We start from the raw sequence: 17438 nt of genomic DNA on the forward strand, positions 1-17438 counted from the left end.
ATTCTTTTAGGTATTAATCACTCAATCGTTCGATGTGCAAAGTTTCTTTGCCTACTCCCTGCGAGGCGTCGAAAGTCAGACGATAATAGCCGGGAACGAAACCGTCGCCACTCGTTATTCCATTGGAACCAGATAGTTCAATTCCATCCGTATCGCCGGACAATGAACCCTCTTGCAGTAGCATGCCTTTATCTTTATTCCATTGCAAATCGCTGTAAATTTCAATTTCGAAGGATTCCCATTCATGAGTGTTACTCAAATACACGGTGGTCTGGTATTTCTGTTCACCGATTGGCACAATATATCCTAACTGTGATATGTCTTCCAAATTCCAGCCTCCACTATTATATGCTTCATTCCAGACGGGTGCGCATGTAAATCCGTGTCCTACCAGCCAGAAGCAAGTGGGAGCCGTATCACCCATCCGTGCCACCCAGATATAATTATACTTAGAAGAATAATAGATCTCCCAGGTTCCTGATTTGCGCAAGAAGGTAAACTTGCCATTATTCGGATTATAGCTAAAGAAGTCGCGATTGTAAGCGTGTTCCACATCTTCAAATCCACTCATTTCGAACTCTTCCCCCTGCGTAAAGCTAATCTGTGCACGGAAAAATCCCTCACTGGCTATCAACTCGGTTTCTTTAATTTTCAGGTTCTTTTGGTAGCCGACTACTCCCAGTTCAAAAGTCATCACATTGAAAGTGATTTGTTCGACAAACCAATCCCGGTAATCAAAAGCAAAGCTAGGGCCCGACGCTTCAATAAGGACTGCCGTATTGCTTGCTTCGGCAGCTCCCCAAATCAGTTTTGCATCATCCAATGATACTGTGGTTGAGATCTTTCCGGATAGCTCCATCGGATAACCCTCTTCCGAATCGGAAACTTCCGTAAGGTACAGGTAAGGATTGTCCTCACTCCGGTTCATTTCTACCACCTCACCGTTATAGTGAAGATAAAGCACTTCGGGAATCTGCGGACGGGTTATATGGAAATCAAATGTTTGAGTGACTTCACTACCTTCCACATTAATGGCTGTCAGAATCACCTTCGCTTCCTGATTCTCTTCAAGTCCGGCTTCAAACGGGATATAAATCCCTTTTTCAACAATCGAGACATCAGTGCCTTTCGTACGGATCGACTGCGAACTGACCAAAGTTTCACCTGTCATCAATTTCACTTCCAGCGTAGACAAAGGAGTCTGCGGATCGTGAATCTTCACAGAAAAATAAAGAGAATCGGCAGCAGGTGTCTGATCGGTAGTTGAGAATTGCAGTTCCGATATTTCGGGACACGAATATGGATACGTCACCCGGCCATCTTCTTCGCTGCATGAAGCCAGCCAACAAACAGTCAGCCCCAGCAGCCATAAAAACAGATTATTGTGTTTCATCATTTTTTCTTTTAAAGTTTTACGTTCCTCTTTTCATTAATAGCCTTCATTTTGAGTCAGATTGGTGTTCTTATCTTTCTCTCCTTGAGGAATCGGCCACAACTGCCGAAAAGCCTGCAAACCTGCAAACAGCAATCTGCCGTCTTTGTCTTTATGCTTCTGCATCACTTCCAGCAAACGATTATTGCGTACCAGGTCGAACCAGCGCTGACCTTCCATATACAACTCTAATTGGCGTTCGTTCTCTACCGCCAGGCGTCCTCTGGCCTGCCCCATATTTTCATCTAAAGAAGAAGGAGCAAAACCGGCACGCTCTCTAATGCTGTTTACAATCCGGATGGCTTCCGGGGTGCGGTCCAACTCTACCAGTGCTTCGGCTTTCAACAGCAGTATATCTGCCAACCGCATCAAAATGATATTGGAAGTCTTCTCGCGAATCTTATAAGACAACGGGTAACTGTCTGCCGGCCAATAGGTATCATAAGGCACTGATTTCCAAAGAATACTGGATGCATAACGGGTATCTTTCTCTTTGTCAAATTTAGCAACCAGATCATGAGTAGGTGTACAATAACGTCGCCAGGTTACTGATCCGTCATCTTCTTTCAGCAATACCCAGTAAGCCCAGTTGGGTGCATCGGAGGTGTAATAGACTTCAAAGATGCTTTCTGAAGAAAATTTCTTATCGGGTTGCCACAACTCGTCAAAATTGCTGACCAGCGTATAGCCTTCTGCTATTACTTTGTCACAAGCCTCAACCACTTTGGTATAGTCGCGTGTTGATTTCTCCCCTCTCGTTGCTAACACTTTGGCACGTAAAGCATAGGCTGCTCCCTTGGTTGCCTGGAAAATTCCTTTATTCTTGCTTACCAGGTAACGAATGGTATTTTCTTCATTCAGGTCGTCCAGGATCTGGTCATATATTTTATCTGTGGCAGAACGTTCCGGATACATCACCGGATACCATTTATCGAGGTTTTCGGCTGTAATGGTCGGAATCAAATCCAGCACCATCGGGGCATCACCCCATAAACGGACAATATCAAAATACGCCCATGCCCGCAAGAACTTGGCTTCTGCAATAACACGATTACGTTCTTCTGCTACGGTAGAAGTAGGATCCATCATCTTCGTATTTTCAATCACACTGGTTGCAGTGCCCGCCATCGAATAATACTGTGACCAGACCAGTTCTACTTTATAATTGGTAGAGGTCAGTTTCAACAAATCAAACTCCTGTTCGGCCACACCATCTCCGCCGATATAACAATTATCGGACTGCACATCTCCAATAGTATAATTTTCCGACTGGAATATATCTGCTTTAAAACTCTCATACGCACCCTGCAACTCGGCCTGTGCATCTGCCAGACTTCCATATTTAGACTCCTGATCTTCCGTTCCGGTACCTTCCTGCATAAAATCCGATTGCGGTTTCTCATCTAGGAAACTACTGCATGAAACGACTAATGTACAGAGTACGACATACGCTAACTTTATTATGTTTTTCATTTTCGCAGCTATTAAAATTCAATATTCAAACCAAAAATTACCGCCCTCGATTGAGGATAAGTACCATAGTCCACCCCTTGAGCAACGGAGTCTCCGCCAAAAGCATTTACTTCAGGATCGTATCCTTTGTATTTAGTCAGTGTGAAGAGATTCTGTCCGGTGACGTAAGCCTGCAATCTGGACAGATGTATCTTATTCAACCATTTCTTAGGAAAATTATAGGATAAAGTGACTGTTTTCAGGCGCAGGTAAGATCCATCTTCTACAAAACGGGAGGAGTTATGATTATTCTCTGTATTACCAACGCGGGGGACATTGGTAATCATACCCGGTCGTTTCCAACGATCCAACACACGAACCGACTGGTTTCTAAAGTCTGTCATGCCTTCCATATCAATACGCGATGCATTAAAAATCTTATTGCCCTGACTTCCCTGCAAGAATACAGACAGGTCGAAACCGGCATACGAAAATGTATTCGTCATACCGTAAATGAACTTGGGCTGGGCATTTCCCAAAGTAGTGCGATCTTCCGGATCGATAAAACCGTTACCATTCAAGTCACGATAGATAATATCTCCGGTTTCCGGATCAACGCCTTCTGATATGTAACCAAAGAATGTGCCTAACGGAAGACCTTCTTTCAGGATGACGGCTTTCTCCTTGGATTCGTACATTTCAGCATAATAATAAACTTTATTCAAACCGAGCTTCGTCAGCTTATTCCGGTTGAAAGATATATTGAAATCGGTATTCCACTGAAAGTTACCTTTAAAATTCTGGGAAGAGAGAGTGAACTCCATACCTTTATTCACCATCTCACCGTCGTTTCTTGTCACACTGCTCGGCACCACATTCTCCGGCAGGCTGACTGTCAATAGTAAATCGGTGGTCTTTTTGTAGTAAGCATCAACCGAGAAGGATAAGCGGGAATCAAACATGGTCAGGTCGAGTCCCAGATTCCATTGGCTTGTTTTTTCCCAGGTCAGTTCTTTATTGGCTGCCGAGCCGGGTTTAATGGCAAGTCCCGGATATAAGTTTCCCTCCGAAACGGGCAGTTTACTGACGCTCATGGAAGCCATGTAAGCGTAGTTTCCAAAACCGCCTTGGTTACCATTCATACCCCATCCGGCACGTAATTTCAAGTCGGTAACAATGTCTTGCAAAGGTTGCATGAACTTTTCGCCTGAAATTCTCCAACCTGCAGAAACAGAAGGGAAAGTACCCCAACGATGTCCCGGGGCAAAACGAGAAGAACCGTCTGCACGGAAGTTAACCGTCAGCAAATAACGGCTGTCGTAATTGTAGGCTACACGACCCAGAAAAGAGGCCAGCGTCCATGCGGAAGCAGAAGAACCGCAAGCGTCCTTATCCAGTTGATTGGCGGCACTGATGGAATGAATATCGGGATAAGACTCTGCCAGGTCGAAACCTGCCATCCACGAACCGTTATATTGTGCACGCTGCTGGGTAGCCCCTCCCAAAATAGAAAGGTTATGTTTGTTGAATGAACAATCATAGGTCAGCAAATTTTCAAAAAGCCATTCAAAGTTTCGTGAGAAACTCTCTTCCACACGTCCTTTTGTACCCCGTCCGTCCGAAGTTGAAATCGGGTCCAGATAGTAGTCCCAATGTTCATTGGTCAGTTCAATGCCAAAAGTGGTTTTAAACTTCAGTCCTTTGAATATGTCAACTGTGAAGCCGAGTGAACCATTTATATGGTCTGTATTCGTGTTACTATCTGCAGCATTGGCAGCCAGCGGATTCAGAATACGTGCACCGTAAGCCTGTTCGTCATATTCGTTCGGATCATACGGATTCCATTTCTGCATAAACGGAGGAGTATTCACAACGGATAAGATGGAACCGGCACGCAAAGAACTACGGCTTTCGTTCACCCATTGTCCGCCTGTATGCGAATATGCAAAATTGAGTGCCATCTTTAGCCATTTGGTCTGCTCACTATCCAGGTTTGCACGGAAATTATACCGATTGAAATGTGCTTTCTCCACAATACCCTGTTCGTCGGAATAACCTCCGGAAACAAAATATTGCAGTTTCTCGGTTCCATTTGCCACAGACAACTGATAGTTCTGATTGACACCCGTACCGAAGAATAAATCAGTCCAGTCCACATAGCGCGTTTCACTTTCGGGGATATTGGGGGCAACATCCGAAACTGCTTTCAAATCTTTCATCAAGTCTTTATATTGTTCTGTATTCAACGCATCTATTTTTTTCCCTAATTTAGAGAAACCCACATAAGCACTCATTTTCACTTGCGGTGCACCGATCTTTCCTCTTTTAGTCGTAATCAACACTACTCCGTTTGCCGCACGTGCTCCGTAAATAGCTGCCGATGAGGCATCTTTCAGAATTTGCATGCTTTCAATATCATTCGGACTGATATTCGAAATGTCATCCGACGGCAAACCGTCCACCACATACAACGGTTCATTGGATGCCTGTACCGAAGTGGCTCCTCTCACCCGGATTGTCACTCCGGAACCCGGCATACCCGACGGCTGTACAACCTGAATACCGGCTGCCTTTCCCTGAATAGCCTGTGCAGCTGTCATAATCGGACGTTCTTCAATATCTGCCGTGGAAACGACAGATACCGCAGTCGTAATATCTTTCCGTTTCATAAAACCGTATCCCACTACGACTACCTCTTCCAGTACCTGCGAATCTTCGCTCAATGACACATTGTATACGTTCTGCTTATTGACCGTATGAGATTGGGAAACATAACCGATATAGGAGAAACTGACTTTTGCCCCCACAGGAGCTTCCAAAGAGAAACGACCGTCTATATCGGTAGCGGTTCCAATATTCTCTCCCTCCACTCTCACTGTGACACCAATCAAGGGTTCTCCCCTCCGGTCGGACACAACACCGGTGATTGTTTTCTTATCGCCTTTCTGGGGGGCGTTCTGTTCACTTTTCAGAGTAAGCACCACTTGCTTACCCGATTCTATTTTATAACTAATAGATGATCCTTTGAAAACTTTTTCTAAAACCGCATCAATACTTTCATTACTCACTGTCAATGAAATTTTTTGATCTAATCCGGGAAGCTTATCCGTATAAAAAAAGCTGTAATCAGCCTTCTTTTCAATCACTCGTATCGTCTGGCGTATCGTCTGATTCTTCACAGAGAAAGTGATCTGTGCACTTGCCTCTTGAGACACAAACAACAAGATACAACTGAACATAACAAGCCTGAATATGATATGTAATTGTTTTCTCATTAGTAATTAGCTTTAAATTCTTTAAAATATAAGTCTGAAAATTAGACTTTTTATTATCTTTGTAAAATCGTGAAGCAAAAAGGATTCCCTTTCCCTTATCCGCATAAGGAAAATTTCTTTTTTACTATCATGTATAAACCGTATTTGATTTCGGGGTGGAATTATGCTGCTACATAATTCTACCCTCTTTATTTTATTATGAGGTGTCTTCCATAAATCGTCCTTTTTAGTTAATACTACTTCCTATTCTCACCGTATCTCCTTCTAACTCATAGGTTAAAGGATAAGTAAGGCTTATAATGTAAAATACATTATGCAAGCTGCTGTTCCGGATAGTTCCGGAAAATGGCACATTCTTCAGTTTCTCGGAGTCAAACACGACTTTCACTCCATACATCCGCTCCAGCGTAGTCGCGATCTCCGCTAAAGAGGATGAATTAAAAATCAACATATTGTTCCGCCAAAAGTCGATTTCACGCATATCCGAGATTGCCGATTTAGTAAATGTCTGCTTGTTCTTATGGTATTCTACCTTTTCCCCGGGTTTCAACAAGGTAACGTCCGTTTTATTAGAAACCTTGACGCTTCCTTCTGCCAGCAGTGTCGTGACTGAATGATCGTCACAATAGCCTTTCACATCAAAGGTGGTTCCCAACGCTTCTATCTCCAGATCATTGCAGCAGACGATAAAACGTTTTTCTTTGTTTTTCGCCACTTCGAAATAGGCTTCTCCGTCCAAATAGATTTTCCGATCGGATTTGTTGTACTCCGCATCATAAGAAAGATGAGTAGCCGAATTTAACCAGACTTTCGTTCCATCGGGCAAAGTCAGATTCGCTTTCTGTCCATAATCGACAGCCACCATGAAAGGGTCCTGTGACACCTTATTCATATGTTCTACCCCAAAGTAAGTGGCCAGTCCCAAACAAACCGGTAACAAGATAGTGGCTGCCACCTTATATACAATAAGTTGCCAGCGCCGTTTCTTCGGAGACAGTATCTTGGGCTCATCCAGATTCCTCTGCAGATGGTTCCACATTTCTTCTTCCACTGTCTTATCAATTTCAACGGCTGCTTCTTTCCACATTTGCTCGCAAAGCAGATTAAACTCATTACGAATTCCGGGTTTACGAATCCATTCAATAAGTATCCTTCTTTCTTCAGAAGAGGCCTCCTTTTTGAAGAATTTTTCCAATAGTACTATGTAATCGTGTTGCTCCATAATTTTCCTGTTCTATCTATACTAGTCTTGAGAGACAGAAAAGGACTACAGAGAAATCGAAACAATTCAGATATTAACTTTTATTAAAACTTTTGTATTAGATATCATGCAAGAAGAGAGAGACTGAAAAGGCAATTATTCCCAGTTTGTCACGCAAGAAATCCAAAGAACGGTGTACCTGCGTGGCAACAGTCTTTTCCGAGATATTCAACTGATCGGCTATCTCACGATAGTTCAACCCTGATTTCCAGTAAAGCATAAAAACTTCCCGGCGCGCTGGAGGCAGTTCTTCTAAAAGTTTCAGGATATATTCTTCCAAAAACAAATAATCCAGTTCTTCATCTATCTCTACGGATTCGTCAGATGACTCATTCGCAAGCCTGTCTACATAATTTTGAAGCAGGAGTTCGCGTCTTACATAATGATATACCATGTTTTGGGATATTTTAAAAAGATAGCCGTCAAAATTCCCTTCCAAATCGATATTAAGCCGCTTCTCCCAGATATGGAGAAAAATATCTTGTGTGATATCTTTCGCCACCCCGGCATTGCTCACCATAGAAAGGACAAAATTATAAATGCGAGCATTGTATCCACGATACAATGCTTCAAAAGCATTTTTATTTCCTTCTTTCAATAATTGAAGTTGCTGGGTGGTAATCATTATAAAATAAGGTTAAATCATATATCGATTCAAAAATAGCGAAATAACTAAAGCCGACAACCAAAGCACTTGTTAAAATTTCAATAAATCAATATCATTGCATTTAAAAGGGAATAGAATACAAAAACATATACTTGACATATCATATCATTATTTTAGCCATTTTGCTATAAAATTAATAGAAATTATTAATCAATAGCTACAATTTCGAACTTTTATTCCTACATTTGCGGTCAAATGATAACTTATTAACAAATTTCATAAATACCATGGCTAAAATAACGAAAGAAGCCGCTTTGCTCTATCATTCACAGGGCAAACCCGGTAAGATTGAGGTAGTGCCTACCAAACCTTATAGTACACAAACCGACTTATCACTCGCATATTCTCCCGGTGTAGCAGAACCTTGTCTCGAAATCGAGAAGAATCCGCAGGATGCGTATAAATATACGGCTAAAGGTAATCTGGTGGCCGTTATTTCCAACGGTACAGCCGTACTCGGACTGGGTGATATAGGTGCATTGAGCGGTAAACCTGTAATGGAAGGTAAAGGTCTGCTTTTCAAAATTTACGCGGGCATCGACGTTTTCGACATCGAAGTGGATGAAAAAGATCCGGAGAAATTCATTGCTGCAGTAAAGGCTATTGCTCCTACTTTCGGAGGTATCAACCTGGAAGACATCAAAGCTCCCGAATGTTTTGAAATCGAACGTCGCCTGAAAGAAGAACTGGATATACCTGTCATGCACGACGATCAGCACGGTACTGCTATTATCTCCAGTGCCGGTTTGGTGAATGCCCTGCAAGTGGCCGGAAAGAAAATCGAAGATGTAAAAATCGTTGTGAACGGTGCAGGTGCATCTGCCGTATCTTGTACTAAATTGTATGTGTCACTGGGTGCACGTCTCGAAAACATCGTCATGCTGGATAGTAAAGGTGTTATCAGCAAGGTGCGCACGGATCTGAACGAACAGAAAAGATTTTTTGCAACCGACCGCACTGATATTCACACGCTGGAAGAAGCAATCAAAGGTGCAGATGTATTCCTCGGCCTGTCGAAAGGAAATGTGTTAAGCCAGGATATGGTGCGCAGCATGGCTCCGATGCCGATTGTGTTCGCATTGGCTAACCCGACACCGGAAATCTCTTACGAAGATGCCATGGCAGCACGTCCTGACGTACTGATGGCTACCGGACGTTCCGACTATCCGAACCAGATTAATAATGTAATCGGTTTCCCGTATATCTTCCGCGGTGCTTTGGATACTCACGCTAAAGCTATCAACGAAGAAATGAAGATTGCAGCCGTACACGCTATCGCTAACCTGGCAAAACAGCCGGTACCCGATGTAGTCAATGCGGCATACCACGTGAACAACCTCTCTTTCGGTGCAGAATACTTTATCCCGAAACCGGTAGATCCACGCCTCATCACTGAAGTTTCCTGTGCAGTGGCAAAAGCTGCTATGGAAAGCGGAGTGGCTCGCACAGAAATCAAAGACTGGGATGCTTACTGTGTTCACCTGCGCGAATTGATGGGTTATGAATCCAAACTGACCCGTCAGCTGTATGATACAGCCCGCCGTTCACCGCAACGTGTCGTATTTGCCGAAGGTATCCATCCAAATATGCTGAAAGCTGCCGTTGAAGCGAAAGCCGAAGGTATCTGTCATCCTATCTTATTAGGAAACGACGAAGCTATTGGAAAACTGGCAGAAGAAATGGATCTTAGCCTGGAAGGTATTGAAATCGTCAATCTCCGTCACCCGGACGAATCGGACCGCCGCGAACGTTACTCACGCATTCTTGCAGAAAAACGTGCACGCGAAGGCTTTACTTATGAAGAAGCCAACGATAAAATGTTCGAACGCAACTACTTTGGTATGATGATGGTGGAAACAGGAGATGCGGATGCTTTCATCACCGGACTTTATACAAGATATAGCAATACGATCAAAGTGGCCAAAGAAGTAATCGGTATCCAACCGGGCTTCAAACACTTCGGAACAATGCATATCCTGAACTCCAAGAAAGGTACTTACTTCCTGGCAGACACACTGATTAACCGCCACCCGGATACGGAAACATTGATTGACATCGCCAAACTGTCCGATAAAACAGTTCGCTTCTTTAATCACACGCCAGTTATCTCAATGTTGTCATACTCCAACTTCGGTGCTGATACTGCAGGTAGCCCTGTGAAAGTGCACGAAGCTGTTGCCCACATGCAGGAAGAATATCCGGAACTGGCTATCGACGGTGAAATGCAGGTAAACTTTGCCATGAACCGCGAATTGCGTGATACCAAATATCCGTTTACCCGCCTGAAAGGAAAAGATGTAAATACATTGATTTTCCCGAACTTGAGTTCAGCAAACGCCGGTTACAAACTGTTGCAGGCAATGGACCCGGATACGGAATTCATCGGCCCTATCCAGATGGGATTGAACAAACCGATTCATTTCACCGATTTCGAAAGCTCTGTCCGCGACATTGTCAATATCACAGCTGTAGCCGTGATCGACGCCATCGTTGACAAAAAGAAAAGAGGAGGTAAATGAAACGTCCGTTATCCAAATCACAAATAGTTTGCATCAGCCTGCTTTGGTTGGCGCTTTGCTATCTAGTTCTGACAAAAGCCGAACGAATTGACGGGATGACGGTGGTAATGCTTGGCATTTCGGCAGCATTAGTGTTTATTCCTGTCTATAAGTCGATCAAAAAGAACAAATAAATATCTTTTTTCCTATTTTTAATGCGATAAAATATCAAATTTGATGTTTTATCGCATTTTTCTTTATAAAATGTTTGCTAGTTCAAATTTTATCTTTACTTTTGCAACCGAAAATAAATATCCGATGTACCCATACGCAGATGTGCAAATCTGCTATATAGCACAAAAGCACATAGTCAAACGGTATATTAGCAAATTGTCAAATTAGCACTTTATTTATATCAACCAATTAAAGAAAAAAAAGATTATGAATGCAGCAAAGGTATTAGACGATCTGAAAAGAAGATTTCCCAATGAACCGGAGTATCATCAAGCAGTAGAAGAAGTACTTTCTACTATTGAAGAAGAATACAACAAACATCCGGAGTTTGATAAAGTAAACTTGATCGAACGTTTGTGTATTCCTGATAGAGTATATCAGTTCCGTGTGACTTGGATGGACGATAAAGGTAATATTCAGACCAATATGGGTTACCGTGTTCAGCATAACAACGCAATCGGCCCTTACAAAGGCGGTATTCGTTTCCACGCATCTGTGAACCTTTCTATCTTGAAGTTCCTTGCCTTTGAACAAACATTCAAAAACTCACTGACTACTCTGCCAATGGGTGGTGGTAAAGGTGGTTCCGACTTTTCTCCTCGTGGAAAGTCAAATGCCGAAGTAATGCGTTTCGTACAGGCATTCATGCTGGAACTGTGGCGTCACATCGGTCCTGAAACTGACGTTCCTGCTGGTGACATCGGTGTTGGTGGCCGCGAAGTAGGTTTCATGTTCGGTATGTATAAGAAACTGGCTCATGAATTTACCGGAACATTTACAGGTAAAGGCCGCGAATTCGGTGGTTCACTGATTCGTCCGGAAGCTACAGGTTACGGTAACATCTACTTCCTGATGGAAATGTTGAAGAGAAAAGGAACTGACTTGAAAGGTAAAGTTTGTCTGGTTTCCGGTTCTGGTAACGTTGCTCAATATACAATCGAAAAAGTAATCGAACTGGGTGGTAAAGTAGTTACTTGCTCTGACTCTGACGGTTATATCTACGATCCGGACGGTATCGACCGCGAAAAACTGGATTATATCATGGAACTGAAGAATCTGTACCGTGGCCGTATCCGTGAATACGCAGAAAAATATGGTTGCAAATATGTAGAAGGAGCTAAACCTTGGGGTGAAAAATGTGATATTGCTCTTCCTTCTGCTACTCAAAATGAATTGAACGGTGACCACGCTCGTCAGTTGGTAGCAAACGGTTGTATCGCTGTATCTGAAGGTGCTAACATGCCTTCTACTCCGGAAGCTATCAAAGTATTCCAGGATGCAAAAATCCTTTATGCTCCGGGTAAAGCTGCTAACGCCGGTGGTGTATCAGTATCAGGTCTTGAAATGACTCAAAACTCTATCAAATTAAGCTGGAGCGCTGAAGAAGTAGACGAAAAGCTGAAGAGTATCATGAAGAATATCCACGAAGCTTGCGTTCAGTACGGTACAGAAGCTGACGGATACGTAAACTATGTGAAGGGTGCTAACGTAGCCGGATTCATGAAGGTTGCTAAAGCAATGATGGCACAAGGTATCGTATAATCAGCAAAGGATATATAAGCTATAGTTTATTTAAAAGCTCCCGCCTTCCGAAAGGAAGTGCGGGAGTTTTTTTATGCAAATAAAAAATAACAGGCAATATATACACAATTCATAGTTATTCTCTATCTTTAGATAGAAATTTTCTGTTTGACAAGTGAGCAAAAGAGAGCTATCTTTGTTACATATTATAAACCCCGGATGAGAGAATAAAAAGGCACAGTCTGCTTATACTTGTATCCGACAAAAAATCTATTTATGGAAAAGAAAAAACTAACTGCTGCGAACGGCCGTCCTATCGCCGACAATCAGAACTCGCAAACCGCAGGTCAACGCGGACCTGTAATGTTACAAGACCCCTGGCTTATTGAAAAACTTGCCCATTTTGATCGTGAAGTGATTCCGGAAAGACGTATGCACGCTAAAGGTTCAGGAGCTTACGGTACTTTTACCGTTACTCATGACATTACAAAATATACCCGTGCAGCTATTTTTAGTAAAGTCGGAAAGCAAACAGAATGTTTTGTCCGTTTCTCCACTGTAGCCGGAGAGCGTGGAGCTGCTGATGCAGAACGTGACATCCGAGGTTTCGCCATGAAATTTTATACGGAAGAAGGTAACTGGGATTTGGTGGGTAACAACACTCCTGTATTCTTCTTACGTGATCCGCTTAAATTTCCGGATTTGAACCATGCCATCAAGCGGGATCCGAAAACGAATATGCGTAGCCCGAACAGCAACTGGGATTTCTGGACACTTTTGCCGGAAGCTCTGCATCAGGTTACCATCACCATGAGTCCTCGCGGTATTCCTTATTCATATCGCCACATGCACGGTTTCGGCAGTCACACCTATAGTTTTATCAATGCAGAAAATCAACGTATCTGGGTTAAATTCCATCTTCGCACCTTGCAAGGTATCAAGAATCTGACCGATCAAGAAGCAGAAGCTATTGTTGCCAAAGACCGTGAATCTCATCAACGCGACCTCTTCGAGAGTATCGAAAAGGGTGACTATCCAAAATGGTTGTTCCAAATTCAGTTAATGACGGAGGAAGAAGCGGACAACTACCGCATCAACCCGTTTGACCTGACTAAAGTGTGGCCGCACAAAGATTTCCCTCTGCAAGATGTCGGTATCCTTGAACTGAACCGTAACCCGGAAAATTATTTTGCTGAAGTGGAACAAGCTGCTTTCAACCCGATGAATATTGTAGACGGTATCGGTCTGTCTCCCGACAAAATGTTACAAGGTCGTTTATTCTCTTATGGCGACGCACAACGTTATCGTCTAGGAGTGAATGCAGAACAAATTCCGGTCAACAAACCTCGTTGTCCTTTCCACGCCTATCATCGTGACGGTGCTATGCGCGTAGACGGTAATTACGGTGCTACCAAAGGATATGAACCGAACAGTTACGGCGAATGGCAGGATTCTCCTGACATGAAAGAACCGCCACTCAAAGTTACCGGTGAAGTTTACAACTACAATGAACGGGAATATGACGACGATTATTATAGCCAACCAGGTGATTTATTCCGATTGATGCCGTCTGAAGAACAACAATTATTGTTCGAAAACACAGCTCGTGCCATGGGAGACTCCGAACTATTTATCAAACAACGTCATACGCGTAATTGTTACAAAGCTGATCCGGCATACGGAACAGGAGTTGCCAAAGCGTTGGGAATTGATTTGCAAGAGGCTTTGAAAGAGTAAAGAAATAAAAAATTAGTTTATTAGAGGAATGTGTCAAAACCCTTATTTCATTGAAAAAAGGCGTTCTTGACACATTCTCTTTTTATAAATTCTCTATCTCCTTTTCCGGTAATCCTGTGCTCTGCATGATTATTTCCGTGAGATGCTCTTCGTAGGCACATTGCTCAACAGGTGACAGACTAAAGTAAGTCAGCTTCTGCTGTGCTTCCAATCATATCACAAACCGCAACTTTATTCATTGCTCATTTTACTCATTTGTATTCATGATTTAAGCAAAACCGTCTGATAGCTTTGGGTAATACATTGTGATTTGTACCCCTTTTATTGTCAATCTGTCAGAATGGCACCCAAGTATCTGAATATCAGCTTTATATATCCTGACAATAGATGCTGACAATAGGCTGATAATAAAATATATATACTCCTATTGTCAACCTTGATTTCTTATCAGGTAGCTTGTTGTGAGGTTAATAAAGTGAGACTTTATAATGAGAGATGCCGGTACGGTTGCGTTGAGAAGCCTGTATAGTTGCGCTGAGATGTCGGTATTGTTCCATTAAAGTGTCGACATTGCTAACTTCCCACGGCCGTGACAAGATCTTCCCACGGCCGTGGTAGGAACTCTTCACGGCTGTGGGAAGAAGCTACCACGGCCGTGGTGAATTAGCTATATCGGCATCCCGATCGACAAATAGTTACTGTATGATGGAAGTATAACGGTTGTATAACGATTGTTTAATGGGGATTTGTCACAAAAGCTAAGTAGAACCGGATGGATAAGCTTATTATCGGAGTGATGTGAATACCATCGGGATGTTGTTATTGTTCATTTCCGCACCGATATGAACTAATTTTGGTGCAGTTGCCCCTGTTTTAACACTCAACAGAAATAGCCTTTCAACTCTTTTAACTATCTTTGTTCCTTGTATAACCCATTAATATTAATAACAGACTGATGAAACTAAAAAAATTATTCGCCGGAACGATATTATGTCTGGCAGTTGCTTCCTGCATTCAGGATGAAGCTCAAAATGTCGAAGCAGCTATAGACGGATGCAGCGGAAACCATATTCAGCAGTATTTGATTGATCGAAATGACTTCACCGTTCAGTTGTATGTATCAAAAGCTGCTGACCCATCCAAAATAAACATCAACTTCGACCTCCCTACTGGAGCTTCTGTAAAACCGGTACGACAGTTAACCGGAGACGAAGCTAACGTCTACAACTTTGAAGACGAAAACCCTAGAGAATTTAAAGTTACATCAGAAGATGGTGCTTTTTCTGCAACCTATACAATCAAACTTTGGCAAACAGAAATGCCTTTGGCATACGATTTTGAAACTCTAAGTTCAGATGCTCCTTATCACAAATTTTATGAAGATAAATCTTCTGAAAATATTATCCGTCGACTAGAGCTAGCTAGTGGAAACCCAGGATTCGAATTAACAAAAATGGCAAAAACGCCAGAAGACTATCCTACAGTACAAGTAAACGGAGGAGTTAATGGTGGCAAATGTGTAAAACTGACAACGAAAGACACAGGTAGCTTTGGAAGTATGGTAAAAATGTATATTGCTGCAGGTAATTTATTCGTTGGCTCATTTGAAGTGGGACAGGCCTTAAACAACGCAATGAAAGCCACTCACTTTGGTTTCCCATTCTTCTACTATCCGCTCAAGTTGGAAGGATGGTACAAATATAAAGCAGGTACCAACTTCTCATCAAAGGGAGAAATCGTAGAAGGAAAGAAAGATAAATGTGACATCTACGGTGTATTATATGAAACAGATGATAATGTACAATTCCTTGATGGCTCTACTTCACTCACTTCACCCAATATTGTAGCCTTGGCACGAAATCTTGATGCACTTCCTGAAACAGATAATTGGCAACAATTCAGTTTTAATTTCGAACCAAAGAATGGCAAATCTATTGACCCTGATAAACTAGAGAAAGGTATCTACAAACTTGGCATCGTATTCTCTTCCAGTGTAGACGGTGCAAAATTTGAGGGAGCAGTAGGTAGTACGCTTCATATAGACCAAGTAGAGATTGTCTGTACTTCTAACCCGAGTGAATATCCCGTAAATCAATAATAAACCTAATCAATTGATAAGATAATGAAGAAAACAATATATAATAAAGTAGTAGGGATTGTATTCCTCACAATGCTTTTTTCACATGTGGCATATGCCCAAAACGAACGTAACAAAGCTCTTATCTACTCATATTTACATGGATGGGAGTATAGTATCAAAGCTGGATTGAGCATTGGAGGTACTTCTCCTCTACCCTTACCTAAAGAAATACGCAGTATTGATAGCTACGCTCCCAATATAGCTATCGCTATTGAGGGAAATGCCACAAAGTGGTTCGGTAATGACAAGAAATGGGGAATGACCGCAGGTATACGTCTTGAGAATAAAACTATGACTACTGAAGCTACCGTAAAAAATTATGGAATGAAGATCATCAACACTAATGGTGGCGAGCTACAAGGTCTTTGGACTGGCGGCGTAAAAACAAAAGTGAAAAATTCCTATCTCACAATCCCTTTGTTAGCTAATTATAAGATAAGTGATCGTTGGAAAATATCACTTGGTCCTTATTTTTCCTACATGACTGAAGGTAGCTTCTCCGGCCATGTATATGAAGGGCATTTACGTACGCCTGATGAAACAGGTCAGCGTGTCGACTTCAACGGTGAAAGTATTGCCACTTATGATTTCTCTGACAACTTACGTAAATTTCAATGGGGAGCTCAATTAGGCGGCGAATGGAAAGCTTTCAAGCACCTTAATATCTATGCAGATTTAACATGGGGACTAAACGATATTTTTAAGAAAGACTTTGATACTATCACGTTTGCAATGTATCCTATCTATCTGAATATTGGCTTTGGATATGCGTTCTAAATAAACGAGATATAAAAAAATAGAATAAAAGAAGTGGCGAAGAACCAGTGTTGTAAGTTCTTCGCCACTTCTTTTATTCGCATCAGTTAGATACTTTAGAATTATCTCCCACTTTTATTCACCTTATTGATACTTCCAAAAACGCATATTTCTCCTATATGCTAACTGAATATAAACAAACTCTTATTCTTCCTTATAATGAATTATGCGAATCAGTAGTTGAATTAGAGTAAAACGTACCGGTTATGAGTGAAATTATAAATAAGGAATTAGGCACGGATTTCACGGTTTTTAGTGTTGTCATTACTGCAAAGTGATCGCGTTAATCCGTGTAATCCGTGCCTAAATATATTCTTTTCCATACAGTTATGAGGAAATTATAAATAGTAGTTTGTTTTCAAGTACTGATAGATAAAAAAATAGCAGGAACAATTATATTCCTGC

General features: G+C 42.0%; 11 protein-coding genes. 6 read left to right on the top strand and 5 right to left on the bottom strand.

The features are described from left to right. Positions 1-13 precede the first annotated feature (13 nt). The 5 genes from NQ505_RS25360 to NQ505_RS25380 form a co-directional block, all read right to left on the bottom strand. Positions 14-1396, bottom strand: a complete 1383-nt coding sequence (locus NQ505_RS25360; RefSeq protein WP_004297681.1) for a DUF5016 domain-containing protein — start codon at positions 1394-1396, stop codon at positions 14-16. 33 nt (positions 1397-1429) lie between these two features. After that, on the bottom strand, positions 1430-2905 hold the full coding sequence (locus tag NQ505_RS25365) for a RagB/SusD family nutrient uptake outer membrane protein (protein ID WP_004297680.1): 1476 nt from the start codon (positions 2903-2905) through the stop codon (positions 1430-1432). Positions 2906-2916: 11 nt separating this feature from the next. Then, positions 2917-6159 (bottom strand): TonB-dependent receptor, encoded by a 3243-nt coding sequence (locus tag NQ505_RS25370; RefSeq protein ID WP_008998760.1) that lies wholly within the window; start codon positions 6157-6159, stop codon positions 2917-2919. A gap of 226 nt (positions 6160-6385) precedes the next feature. After that, positions 6386-7381: a FecR family protein gene (locus NQ505_RS25375; protein WP_008998761.1), complete on the bottom strand. Its 996-nt coding sequence runs from the start codon at positions 7379-7381 to the stop codon at positions 6386-6388. Between the two features lie 97 nt (positions 7382-7478). Beyond that, complete coding sequence (locus NQ505_RS25380) at positions 7479-8045, bottom strand: RNA polymerase sigma factor (RefSeq protein ID WP_004297676.1); 567 nt, start codon at positions 8043-8045, stop codon at positions 7479-7481. A gap of 269 nt (positions 8046-8314) precedes the next feature. Between NQ505_RS25380 and NQ505_RS25385 the strand changes: the two genes are divergently transcribed. The 6 genes from NQ505_RS25385 (at position 8315) to NQ505_RS25410 (ending at position 16994) form a co-directional block, all read left to right on the top strand. Further along, positions 8315-10606, top strand: a complete 2292-nt coding sequence (locus NQ505_RS25385; protein WP_008998762.1) for an NADP-dependent malic enzyme — start codon at positions 8315-8317, stop codon at positions 10604-10606. Beyond that, positions 10603-10779: a hypothetical protein gene (locus NQ505_RS25390; RefSeq protein ID WP_004297674.1), complete on the top strand. Its 177-nt coding sequence runs from the start codon at positions 10603-10605 to the stop codon at positions 10777-10779. The genes NQ505_RS25385 and NQ505_RS25390 overlap by 4 nt, the downstream gene beginning before the upstream one ends. Positions 10780-11026: 247 nt before the next feature. Further along, positions 11027-12361 carry an NADP-specific glutamate dehydrogenase gene (locus NQ505_RS25395; protein ID WP_004297671.1) on the top strand — a complete coding sequence of 445 codons (1335 nt, stop codon included), beginning with the start codon at positions 11027-11029 and terminating at the stop codon, positions 12359-12361. A gap of 255 nt (positions 12362-12616) precedes the next feature. Further along, a complete protein-coding gene (locus tag NQ505_RS25400) occupies positions 12617-14077 on the top strand; it encodes a catalase (protein WP_008998764.1) in 1461 nt (486 codons plus the stop codon). A gap of 955 nt (positions 14078-15032) precedes the next feature. Further along, positions 15033-16175 carry a PCMD domain-containing protein gene (locus tag NQ505_RS25405; protein ID WP_008998765.1) on the top strand — a complete coding sequence of 381 codons (1143 nt, stop codon included), beginning with the start codon at positions 15033-15035 and terminating at the stop codon, positions 16173-16175. A gap of 24 nt (positions 16176-16199) precedes the next feature. Continuing rightward, entirely contained in the window at positions 16200-16994 is a 795-nt protein-coding gene (locus NQ505_RS25410; protein ID WP_008998766.1) for a porin family protein, read from the top strand. The last annotated feature ends 444 nt before the right edge of the window (positions 16995-17438 follow it).

Source organism: Bacteroides sp. D2 (assembly GCF_025147085.1).
Classification (GTDB): Bacteria; Bacteroidota; Bacteroidia; order Bacteroidales; family Bacteroidaceae; genus Bacteroides.

Excerpts from the sequence above, each read along its gene's own strand:
- NQ505_RS25360 (WP_004297681.1), bottom strand. The coding sequence starts at position 1,396 with ATGATGAAACACAATAATCTGTTTTTATGGCTGCTGGGGCTGACTGTT.
- NQ505_RS25365 (WP_004297680.1), bottom strand. The coding sequence starts at position 2,905 with ATGAAAAACATAATAAAGTTAGCGTATGTCGTACTCTGTACATTAGTC.
- NQ505_RS25370 (WP_008998760.1), bottom strand. The coding sequence starts at position 6,159 with ATGAGAAAACAATTACATATCATATTCAGGCTTGTTATGTTCAGTTGT.
- NQ505_RS25375 (WP_008998761.1), bottom strand. The coding sequence starts at position 7,381 with ATGGAGCAACACGATTACATAGTACTATTGGAAAAATTCTTCAAAAAG.
- NQ505_RS25380 (WP_004297676.1), bottom strand. The coding sequence starts at position 8,045 with ATGATTACCACCCAGCAACTTCAATTATTGAAAGAAGGAAATAAAAAT.
- NQ505_RS25385 (WP_008998762.1), top strand. The coding sequence starts at position 8,315 with ATGGCTAAAATAACGAAAGAAGCCGCTTTGCTCTATCATTCACAGGGC.
- NQ505_RS25390 (WP_004297674.1), top strand. The coding sequence starts at position 10,603 with ATGAAACGTCCGTTATCCAAATCACAAATAGTTTGCATCAGCCTGCTT.
- NQ505_RS25395 (WP_004297671.1), top strand. The coding sequence starts at position 11,027 with ATGAATGCAGCAAAGGTATTAGACGATCTGAAAAGAAGATTTCCCAAT.
- NQ505_RS25400 (WP_008998764.1), top strand. The coding sequence starts at position 12,617 with ATGGAAAAGAAAAAACTAACTGCTGCGAACGGCCGTCCTATCGCCGAC.
- NQ505_RS25405 (WP_008998765.1), top strand. The coding sequence starts at position 15,033 with ATGAAACTAAAAAAATTATTCGCCGGAACGATATTATGTCTGGCAGTT.
- NQ505_RS25410 (WP_008998766.1), top strand. The coding sequence starts at position 16,200 with ATGAAGAAAACAATATATAATAAAGTAGTAGGGATTGTATTCCTCACA.